Below are 9,532 nucleotides of genomic sequence, written 5' to 3'. Positions count from 1 at the left end.
CGGATTTGATAAAAATCAGCAACGTGCTATCCAAGAAAACGGCTGAGGAAAAGGCTCGGTTCTTCAAGAATGAGAAGTTCATGCGTTGGTGGATTGATGCCGTTGCAGGACTTATCCAACATTGGTACAGCATTGAAGAGAATATCGCAACAAACGTACAGACCAAATCAAAGGAGTAATCATGATTATGCTCGCAAAGGTAGTATCGTATGGAGGCAACTCCGTAAGGTACGCATTGGAAAAGGAGAATGCAAAGACGGTCAAGGTGAACAATATGCCCGATGGTCTTGACCCTACCGCCATCTGGTACATGATGAAGCATCATTGCCAGTATCATCAGGCGGAAAGGACGGTGGGCAGAAAGTTGGAAAGGTTCATGACCACTTTTGTACTTTCCCCATCAAAGGAAGAGTCTGCCAACTTCACGATGGTAGATTGGGCAAACCTCCAAGACGAAGCCTTGGAAGTTTTGGATTCTGTTGGACTTACGCTCAACGGTTTCTCCAATGAGATAAAGACCAACTTCACCAATTCTATGAATGTGGGCGGATTGCACTCTGACTCCAAGTCAGGAACGCTGCACCTTCACATTGATTGTTGCCGTGTGGACATGGAGGGTAACACCAACGATGTGCATGATATTCATCTTCGGGCAATGAAGGCTGCGGAAATCATCAATATGCGGCATGGGTGGGAACAACCGCAGGAGATTCGGAACATGCGGAAAGTGGAACTTGCGGAAGATTGCGAACATACTCTTAAAGATATGCAACAGTTCAACATTGACAGATACTTCAATCTGTTGCGCATGAAAGGCTATGAGGTAAAGCCACGTTACGATAAGCAACGGAAACTTGTCGGCTACACTGTCGGCAAGAACGCTTCCGTGTTCAAGGCTTCTGAGATTGGCAGAAAGTTTATGGCATCAAAGATAGAAGACACATGGAAGAAACTGCACCCACAACCTACACAAGTCAAGACAAAGCCTGTTTCTCCATCCGTTGCTCCTGCGCCTCGCCCAGTTCGTCCTGTCATTCAGACTCCAACAGCATCACAACCAAAGGCGCAACCTCAAATTGCACAAACGGCATTCACAATCAACATTGGCGATGAAGTCAAAAAGGTGTGGATTCCGAACGCTGTCAAAGATGTCTTTACTAATGAGGTTCAGATTCCAGAGGATAATGATATAGCGACAACAGAAAATGTCGCTCATGTAGCGATGCTGTTGTTTGCAGGGTATATTGATGCTGCCACTTCCATGTCTGAGTCATGTGGCGGTGGCGCTTCTGCTCCCTCTTCTGGTTGGGGCAAGAAGGATGATGAAGATGACTGGAAGTTTGCCCACCGTTGCGCACAGATGGCTCATTCCATGTGCAAGCCTAAACCACGCAGCAGAAGTTTCCACCGATAAATCAATGACAATATGGCAATCAGAAAAAGCAAGATAAACATAGACACAGAAGAAAGATCCGACTTCGACAACATGATGAATGATGTCGAAAACGAGGTTGAGGAACAGCAAGCCGAGGATGGACTTGTAAACCGAGTTCCTGAGTTGAAGCAGTTGAGTGAGGACATTGACAAGGCTACAAACACCTTCATCAATGCCGCACTTGAACTGGAATCTTCCATTCAGCAGTATCAGCGTGCAGAAGTAAAATTAGGTGGTGCTGTGACTACTATCAGCCAAAAGGTAGATACTATCAATCAGCACATAGACAAAGTTTTGGAAAATGCGCCAACACAATTAAAGGTGTCTGTAAATGTCAATGATGCTGACTGGCAGAAAATTCAAGAACTGTTTGCCAAAGAACGTCAATGGATGACCTCACAGATGCAGATACATATCCGTGAGGTCAATTCCATGTTTGCTGATGAACGGAAAAAAGTCCGTGAACGCTACAAAGAATATGATGGTTGCTACCTCGGTCACTATGCCCAATGGTTCTTTTGGTTTTTCTTCACAATTGGTATCTTTGTGGTTGCAGGAGGTGTTGGAATGATAATTGCACAGAACTATATATGAGATAGACGAGTTACTGCCTAACATTAAGTTTGCACTTAAAATTAGGCAACTACTATTATTATCTCGATAACCAATCAACCAATTTAAATACCTTCTTCGTGCCATAATGATAAGAATGATGCTGAGCAAGAGATACATTATCGAAACCATTAACGACATTCTGAAGAATACGGCACAGATTGTACACTCACGCCATAGATCTGTAAGCAACTTTATCATGAACCTTATTTCAGCATTGGGAGCATATTGTTTCTTTGACAACAAGCCAAAGGCATTGCAAGGATACTGCATCGAAGACACCAAACAGCTGTCACTATTCTAAGGGCAAAACAACTTCTTTCAACCTTCTGTTATTACCCTCTCTTAATGGTATGGGGAGGTGGCGTATTCACGCTGCATTTATATTGTATAAAACACTCGGTTATCCCGAACTGGGGTATATCTTATCGACATAGCTCATACGCCTTAGCGTCTGAAGCCTTCCGCTCTTTGCAGAGTCTGCTAACAACTTTTTGTATTCATCTATGGTGATGGATGGATGACTTGATGCCATCTCTGCTATATGCTTGAACTCTGTTCGGTAGAGATAGGCATTGTCTTTACTCGTTTGCTCCTCAATATACTTAAGCAACGGCTTAATGTCAGAGCCCGCTATATCTTTTATATTCATAGGCGTAGTAGTATTACGCCTGCAAAAATAAAAATTTAATGCGAACTTTTATCGCCTGATTGGCTAATAACCATTAGCATCGGCGGCAAAAAGTTCGCATTAAATAAAAGTTCGCATAACACACCACCGTACGTGCGGTTCCGCATACGGCGGTTCCTATTTTGGATACCATTCGAGATACGCATCCATTAAAGTAGCATACCCTGCCGCCGCTCTCCTTCAGTAAACGCTGGCTGCGCCAGTCAGAATGCCAGCTTTGCAGGTGGGGAGAAGCATAATACCCCTAACATGTCAGTTAAGTAGCAAAGAATGCCACACCGTTAATTGATAACAGCTGATGCCAAAGTCCATAAACAGACCCTGATGGATATATTCTTGTATTCATTGTTATATTGTGTATCTATTTTCGGCCGCAATGATTGTTCAAACGAGAGCAAAGCCGAGCTTGCTTGAGCAATGTAGAGTGTAGCCAATCTTCACATTTTCTCGTTTGCAAAGGTACGGCAATAATCTCTGCAACACAGTTGCAGAGATTGCTTCAGCACTTGTATTCGGACAAAAGGTGAAAAGCCTTTTCACCTCTTGTCTTTAATAAACCGTAAAGACTGAATAAACGTAGCGTTTTTCCTTGCCATTTATTTCTATCTCCCTGCCCAAGCGGTATTCGCCAGGAGAGAAATCTTTCTCGTAGTCCTCGCTTCGCAGAGGAATATTTATGTCATAGCTTCCGCCGTTGCCAATATTCACCGCCAACAGGGTGACTGAATACAACGCTCCGCCCTTGCTCCTTTCCCTGTGTTCAAAGGGTATCCAATTTTCGCCAATCTTTTTCTCAACAACCCTTTTGCCTTTTAGCGAAATTGATGAACACTTAGTGTTGTTGACAATCTTGGCAGACACAATGGTGTCAACGGGTGCCTTGAAACGATTTGCAGACAATTCCATCATGATGCTGTCACCGCTATCGCTGTGCAAACTGTCACTCAGAGCCACCGCAACGGAATCGTTGCCGTTTGAGCCAGTGGCTTGTGTGGAGCATCCTGTAAAAGAGCTACATATGGACAATGTTAATATACATATCAGATTTCTCATACGTTCAATACCTTTTAAGATTCAATGCTTTCAAAACGTTATCCGCCTTAGAGTAGATGAGATAGTTCTTTCCCATTTTCTCAGGGTGTCCATATACGACACCGACTGTCAAGCGTGTATTATACTTCGATATATAGGTGTATACAATTCCACCGCTATCTCCTCCATCTGCGGTACATTTCACAAGTGTCATATCAGAGAATGTCGCCGTTTCGTCTTCAGACAGAACAGTACAATCTATATCCTGTATATAACCACCTGTGCGTTTCGTTGTTGCGCCATATTTGTTCACGTAAGTCCCTTCTCCTGGTTTGTTTGTCGTCGTCGATAGAACACTGCTTGAACTGCCACCAATATAATTGTTGATGTTGAATTCATCCAAATAGCCGCATGGAATAAAAGAAGCTTCGGCATTTCCTGTTGAGACAATTCGGGAAGAACAAATGCCAAAAGGATTGAAATCTTTATCATAACAGTATTGCCCAACGCTGACCACATGCCCTGCGGTCACTAATCCACAACGTTTTTGTCCAGAAGTCTCTTGGGCGCGAAATGCGAAAGTGCCGTAGATAGGTTTATCACCTGACATTGAAATAAGACACGTATCACCAGCGCCAATAGGAAATTTAGATATTGTAGCCAATGTTGTGTAAGAGCGCGTATTAACAAGCTGTGTGGAAAGGCAAGGATTATCTGTATTGATTTTTCCCATGTTTGTGAACACTACAGCAGGGTTATCGTAAAAATTTTTAAACTCCTTTATTCTTGATTGAGAACAATCGGCAAGATAAACTACAACAGCGTTGTTTTTCTGACTGATACCGATGGCTGTTAAGTTACTTTTCAAACTTGTGCTCATTTCAGCATATTTTGAATACAGATGCGACTTTATATTTTTCAACTCTTGCAATGAATACACACATCGTTTAAATTTCAACAGAGAACTATTTACGAGGGATTTTATCCTGTTAACACCACTAACGGAATCCCCCTTTATTGAAATGGTCAAAAATCCATCTTTTTCGATGAAAGAACCACCATAGTAGTCTGGATAGCTGTCCTCACCATCCACAGATCTCGTGGCAACCTTAATTTTGGCAAGCAAACTGGCGTTTATCTCGTTAGCTTCTTCCTGACAGTCGGAAGGCACTTCTTGAAGTAAAACGTAAGATTGATTTTGACTTTCATCTATAGCCGTTACGTCTGTATAGTTATCAGAACTGTCAAAATCATCATCCTTATTGCAACCAACGATTGTAATAACGCCCCAACACAAACAAAAATAAAATATAAATTTCTTCATACGCATAATATTTAAGGATTTCTATAAAATATTACAAATTTAAGAACATAAACAGTTTGTTGTTTGTTTTATTAACCATAATTAATAAATTTAACATTACAGTTCTTAAGTGACTTGATGCTTCATCACCATGTTGTTGAGGTGTCAATGGAGAGCACCAGCGTCTACTGGATTCCAATATGGCGTGTGCTGTCTCCACACTTCAAGCTGAATCTTGCTAATCCCAGCTCCCTGATCGCAAGAGTGACGTGAAGGATGCGCAGTGGATTGCCGAGTGTACGATGAAGGAGCTTATACGCGGCAGCTTCGTACCTCCTGAGACAATCCAACAGCTGCGTCAGTACGACCGCCGTATATTCTACCTCAACGAGGAGATAGTAAGAAAGCTGTCAAAACTTGATGCCGTGCTGCAACGCTGCAATATACGTCTGAGCAACTACGTTTCCAATGTTGACAGCAAAAGCTACAAAGCCGTGGTGAGAGCCATCTCACAAGGGATAACCGCCCCCGAAGAGTTGGTGAAGCTAATACATGGGCGCATCATCAACCACCACGGCATAGATGCCATCACAGCATCACTCAAAGGTGTGGTAAGCCTTGCAGAGATAGACATGATATCACAACTGCGTGATGAACTCGACATGGCGGAGGCACACAAGGAAAAATGCCAAGCCAGAATGCTTGAGATTTGTGAAAGGGAATTCCCCGAAGAGTTGAAACGGTTACAGACCATACCCGGCATAAAGGAACGTGCGGCCACATCATTGATCGCTGAAATCGGAACGGACATGAACAAGTTCGAAACGGCCAACCACCTCGCTTCATGGAGCGGTCTAAAACCGAGAAACGACGAATCCAACAAGAAAATCAAGTCGAGGAGCATCACTCACGGAAATGTATATCTCCGCAAGACCATCATAGAGTGTGCATGGGCAGCCAGCAGGACGAAGGAGCAAATTCAGTAATGAGAGGATGTGTACACGCAAGAAGGACGTTGAAAGGTTTAGTTGTGGATTTGAGGATATACAAGTCTCAGTTCACATCAGTAGAAACTTACTCTTTATATATGATAGGAAATGCTGAGAAAAGTTCAAGTGCCGAAGATGTCTCGTCAATAAGTTTGTTTTTGACAAAGGTCTTGGACTTGGCATCATTGAGCACTTCGCCAAGTCCTTGCATCAGAAGTTTTGGACTAGCCTCGCGTACATGCTCAGCACACCACGCTGCATATTCTGCAACACTCTTACCTGTTCTCAACTGAACTATTTTCTCATTGATCTCAGTATGGTTCTGCAAGAAGAACCACACATCAAAAATATCTCGAGGTGACAAACGCTCACCCATAGCACATAGTTTGTGAGCAAACATATCTGGCATTGTCATAATACGAATGTCAGTTCCTGCCAGAGAGCGCATCTCATAGTGGTTTGGATAATCGCGTATCGAAATCTCAACCTTTAGCATTCGTTCCCCTTTTCCATAGTTCAATACTAGTACTGGTCCGAAGAGTTTCTTTGCCTCATCATCAATAGTCCCAAATCGAGTCAATATCGCTCTAACCTTATTGTACACAATGTCAAGTTTCGTAGCATCAAGCAAATTGAAATCCAGATCGGTTGAGAAACGGTTGAGATTGTGGAAAAACATCAATGATGTACCTCCCTTAAATGCTATAACATTGCAGAGATCTTTATCTTTGAATATCAGACTCAATATCTGTGCCATGTATAGCTTATGCTTGTTCTTGTCCATATCTATTTTAGATTTAATAGTTTAGTAACTCTTTCCATCAACGCCTTCGACTTATAAAGCGGCAGAAGTTGTTTTACCTTTGTTTTGTTCAATGGATGCAGGTTATCGAAGTAGCAATTGCCAGCACTCAGATAAACCATATCAAGAAAGGCACGCTCTGGTACAGCTATAAATGTATTATCCTTCTGTTCGATACCCTCCATACCAATCCATAATTCAGGATTGATAATACGGAACTGATATGTTTTGTCGTCTATATCCACTATGCGATTGAGATAACTCACACACGTTATGGTATCATCATACTGGAACACGATACCTGCTCGTTGAAGCACATACTCCAACGAGATATAAGCCGGGCGGTACAAGCTACATGCCATTTCCTTCTCGTCGTAAGTCGCTTTTGTGTATATGCCACGGCGAGGATTACGAATCTTGCCCTCTTTTATGTAATAATGTAACGACTGAGTGAGCTTTTGACTATCTTCGCAGTCAGTCAACATACGTAGTGACTGTACATTAAATACTGAACGAGAGCTATTTTGCATCACCTCAAGTACATTCTTTTGCAAACTCATAATATGAATATTTTCTATTAATAGTTCGCAAAATTAGTAAATAATCTCAGAATCTCCAAGATATATCCACAAAAACTTGAAATTTGCCTCTTTTTTATGACCCAAGGAGGAGTTTGGGCAACTACTACTCACATCATGATGTTATAAAACACCCCGAACTCACGTTATTCGATGGATAGATGTATCTCTTGTAAAGCATCCAGCCAAATCCCACAATCGGAAAATTTCCCATTCTATCTACGTTAATTTTTGTTATCTCTTGCTAGTAGAATTGTGTTTTGGTACGTTATTGTTTCTGATTTGTTTCTTTTGGGGTTTTACTGCTTTAAATGCTGTTGTGTTTCAAGTAGTTACATCAAATCAGCAGAATATCAAGAAGAATATCACGGAGAAGTCTCGCAGGTGGAGAGCATGGGAAGTGATGTTGGGATTATTTGGACTGCTGTTTATGTTGTATGCCTATAATTTCTTCTTCGGTGAGAATGGTTATCGGCGACAGAAGCAGGAAGCCCTTAAGATAGAATACGGGGAAAAGCGGATGCTTTGGCGTATGTCGGAGAAAATGACGGAGCAGCAGATGCTGACGGACATGACCCTTCTGGCTAACGGCGATACAGCCTTGGTCTGCTGGATATGCAATATTCCTCTGAAGGTCTATCGCGAGTTTGTCAATGGGACAGCCCAGCCGACAAGATCCACTTGGGTACTCACAAGGTTTTGGTATCACATGGCGCTTGTCAATGGAAGGGAGTGGATGCAGGATTCAGCGGACGAATTAAAGAGCAAGGCTTTCATATTCTGGGATAAAACTGACCGTCTGATACAGAACGATACGTTGAAGGATTACCGCAAGGAGAAGCTGACGGATATGGAGATAAAACTCAACAAGACATATCCCGCCAAAGGAAAGTCTTCGGAGAAGGAGTTCGAGGAATGGAAAGAGGAGCATAGTGAACGAAGATGGTTGACACTCCCCGGCATGAGTTAAATTTTTTTCTTTTGATTACGGATTTATCTGATCATTCTGATTTTTTCTTCCTCAATGGCGCAGCCTCAGTAAAATCAGCCGAATCCGTAATCAATTAATCACTACTCACTACCCACTACTCACTAAAAGATTCCGTGCGCTTCCAATCCAAGAGACCCTTTCCTTCTTCGTCAAGTTCAATGCCCAATCCAATTACTTCGCGCTTGTCAGCCTTGAAAGGTTCCATGTATTGGCGGTTGAGGATTTGCTCGGTTGCAGCTTCCTTGCCACCGTTATTTCGCAGTTTCAGTTCGATGACATAAATGTAGCGTGAGGTCTTCACCGTCATATCAATTCTGCCAGTTGAGATCATCTTTTCAACCTCTACACTCAAGCCGATGGCATTCAGAATGGTACTGATGATGAGGCGGTAACGCTCCTCCATATCCATAGACGCAAGCTTCTTGTTGCTGTAAGGAACGTCCGCGATAAGGGCTTTCAACGACTTCATTGCATCGTCTATCTGACCTGTGCCTAACTGTGCATACAGATTGGCTTGTATGGACTGGATGTCACTTCTTTCTCGCATGGTCAGAGCAGGGAGCACCATTTCGTAGAGCGCTTGCTTTACCTCTTCATTTGGGAACCCTAAGATGTAACCAAACTCATCGCTGTCCTTTATTGTGAGATAGCCCGACTGATATAGGAACAATTCGGCTCCGCCACCAGACACGTCAGACATTTCGAGAGTATTTCGCATTATTCGGCAATTTTCGAAGTTCTTCATACGCAATTCTGCATTGTCTACAAACTTTTGGAGAAGCGATGTTGCGCCGGAAGATGCCCAGAAATTAATTATTTCTTTTGAATTCAACGCATTTACGAGGCTGTACGGGTTGTACACATCCACCATGTTATGACGGCAGAAATGATATCCGTCGTAATATGCTTTCAGTCTGTCGTGAGTCTCTTCTACAGACCAGTTGTTCGCTTCGCTCATCTTCTTGATTTCAGGGCTCATCCGATAAAGTCCGTGGCATCCCTACCCAAATATATCAACGATACATGATAGATTTTCCGTAAAGATGTTTACCTTTGCTGTATGAAAAATGATGTCAGCATTAATATGTACAAGGGACTT

Annotated in this window: 10 protein-coding genes and 1 pseudogene; 5 read left to right on the top strand and 6 right to left on the bottom strand. The window is 42.6% G+C overall.

All coding sequences use genetic code 11. From position 1 onward, the window contains the following. The first annotated feature begins 187 nt into the window (after positions 1-187). The 3 genes from CHL74_RS14270 (at position 188) to CHL74_RS14260 (ending at position 2,351) form a co-directional block, all read left to right on the top strand. Positions 188-1,414 carry a relaxase/mobilization nuclease domain-containing protein gene (locus CHL74_RS14270; protein WP_254923335.1) on the top strand — a complete coding sequence of 409 codons (1,227 nt, stop codon included), beginning with the start codon at positions 188-190 and terminating at the stop codon, positions 1,412-1,414. Positions 1,415-1,426: 12 nt separating this feature from the next. After that, positions 1,427-2,029, top strand: coding sequence for a hypothetical protein (locus CHL74_RS14265; protein WP_176452274.1), 603 nt, complete (start codon positions 1,427-1,429; stop codon positions 2,027-2,029). Between the two features lie 73 nt (positions 2,030-2,102). Continuing rightward, complete coding sequence (locus CHL74_RS14260; protein WP_254923336.1) at positions 2,103-2,351, top strand: transposase; 249 nt, start codon at positions 2,103-2,105, stop codon at positions 2,349-2,351. A gap of 99 nt (positions 2,352-2,450) precedes the next feature. On the opposite strand, the gene CHL74_RS14255 is transcribed toward CHL74_RS14260, so the two are convergent. From CHL74_RS14255 to CHL74_RS14245, 3 genes are all read right to left on the bottom strand, one after another. Beyond that, the gene (locus CHL74_RS14255) at positions 2,451-2,699 is read right to left on the bottom strand and encodes a hypothetical protein (RefSeq protein ID WP_094881857.1); all 249 of its coding nucleotides are present in this window, start codon (positions 2,697-2,699) and stop codon (positions 2,451-2,453) included. A 588-nt stretch (positions 2,700-3,287) separates the two neighbouring features. Beyond that, the gene (locus CHL74_RS14250; RefSeq protein WP_141241351.1) at positions 3,288-3,791 is read right to left on the bottom strand and encodes an immunoglobulin-like domain-containing protein; all 504 of its coding nucleotides are present in this window, start codon (positions 3,789-3,791) and stop codon (positions 3,288-3,290) included. Between the two features lie 4 nt (positions 3,792-3,795). After that, positions 3,796-5,094 (bottom strand): hypothetical protein, encoded by a 1,299-nt coding sequence (locus CHL74_RS14245; protein WP_094881855.1) that lies wholly within the window; start codon positions 5,092-5,094, stop codon positions 3,796-3,798. A gap of 96 nt (positions 5,095-5,190) precedes the next feature. Between CHL74_RS14245 and CHL74_RS14240 the strand changes: the two are divergent. Then, positions 5,191-6,044: pseudogene (locus tag CHL74_RS14240) on the top strand (transposase); the annotation flags it as partial. Positions 6,045-6,147: 103 nt separating this feature from the next. Here CHL74_RS14240 and CHL74_RS14235 read toward each other — a convergent pair. Further along, positions 6,148-6,846, bottom strand: coding sequence for a nucleotidyl transferase AbiEii/AbiGii toxin family protein (locus CHL74_RS14235; RefSeq protein ID WP_094881854.1), 699 nt, complete (start codon positions 6,844-6,846; stop codon positions 6,148-6,150). A 2-nt stretch (positions 6,847-6,848) separates the two neighbouring features. Then, the gene (locus tag CHL74_RS14230) at positions 6,849-7,424 is read right to left on the bottom strand and encodes a hypothetical protein (protein WP_254923333.1); all 576 of its coding nucleotides are present in this window, start codon (positions 7,422-7,424) and stop codon (positions 6,849-6,851) included. 337 nt (positions 7,425-7,761) lie between these two features. On the opposite strand from CHL74_RS14230, the gene CHL74_RS14225 reads away from it, so the two are divergent. Further along, positions 7,762-8,412 (top strand): hypothetical protein, encoded by a 651-nt coding sequence (locus CHL74_RS14225; protein WP_141241350.1) that lies wholly within the window; start codon positions 7,762-7,764, stop codon positions 8,410-8,412. 115 nt (positions 8,413-8,527) lie between these two features. Here CHL74_RS14225 and CHL74_RS14220 read toward each other — a convergent pair whose 3' ends face one another. Continuing rightward, positions 8,528-9,412 carry a PD-(D/E)XK nuclease domain-containing protein gene (locus CHL74_RS14220; RefSeq protein WP_094881852.1) on the bottom strand — a complete coding sequence of 295 codons (885 nt, stop codon included), beginning with the start codon at positions 9,410-9,412 and terminating at the stop codon, positions 8,528-8,530. Positions 9,413-9,532: the final 120 nt, after the last annotated feature.

The organism is Prevotella sp. 885 (genome assembly GCF_002265625.1).
GTDB lineage: Bacteria > Bacteroidota > Bacteroidia > Bacteroidales > Bacteroidaceae > Prevotella.
The sequence above is the reverse complement of the archived record's forward strand: the minus strand, read 5'-3'. Positions and strand labels throughout refer to the sequence as shown.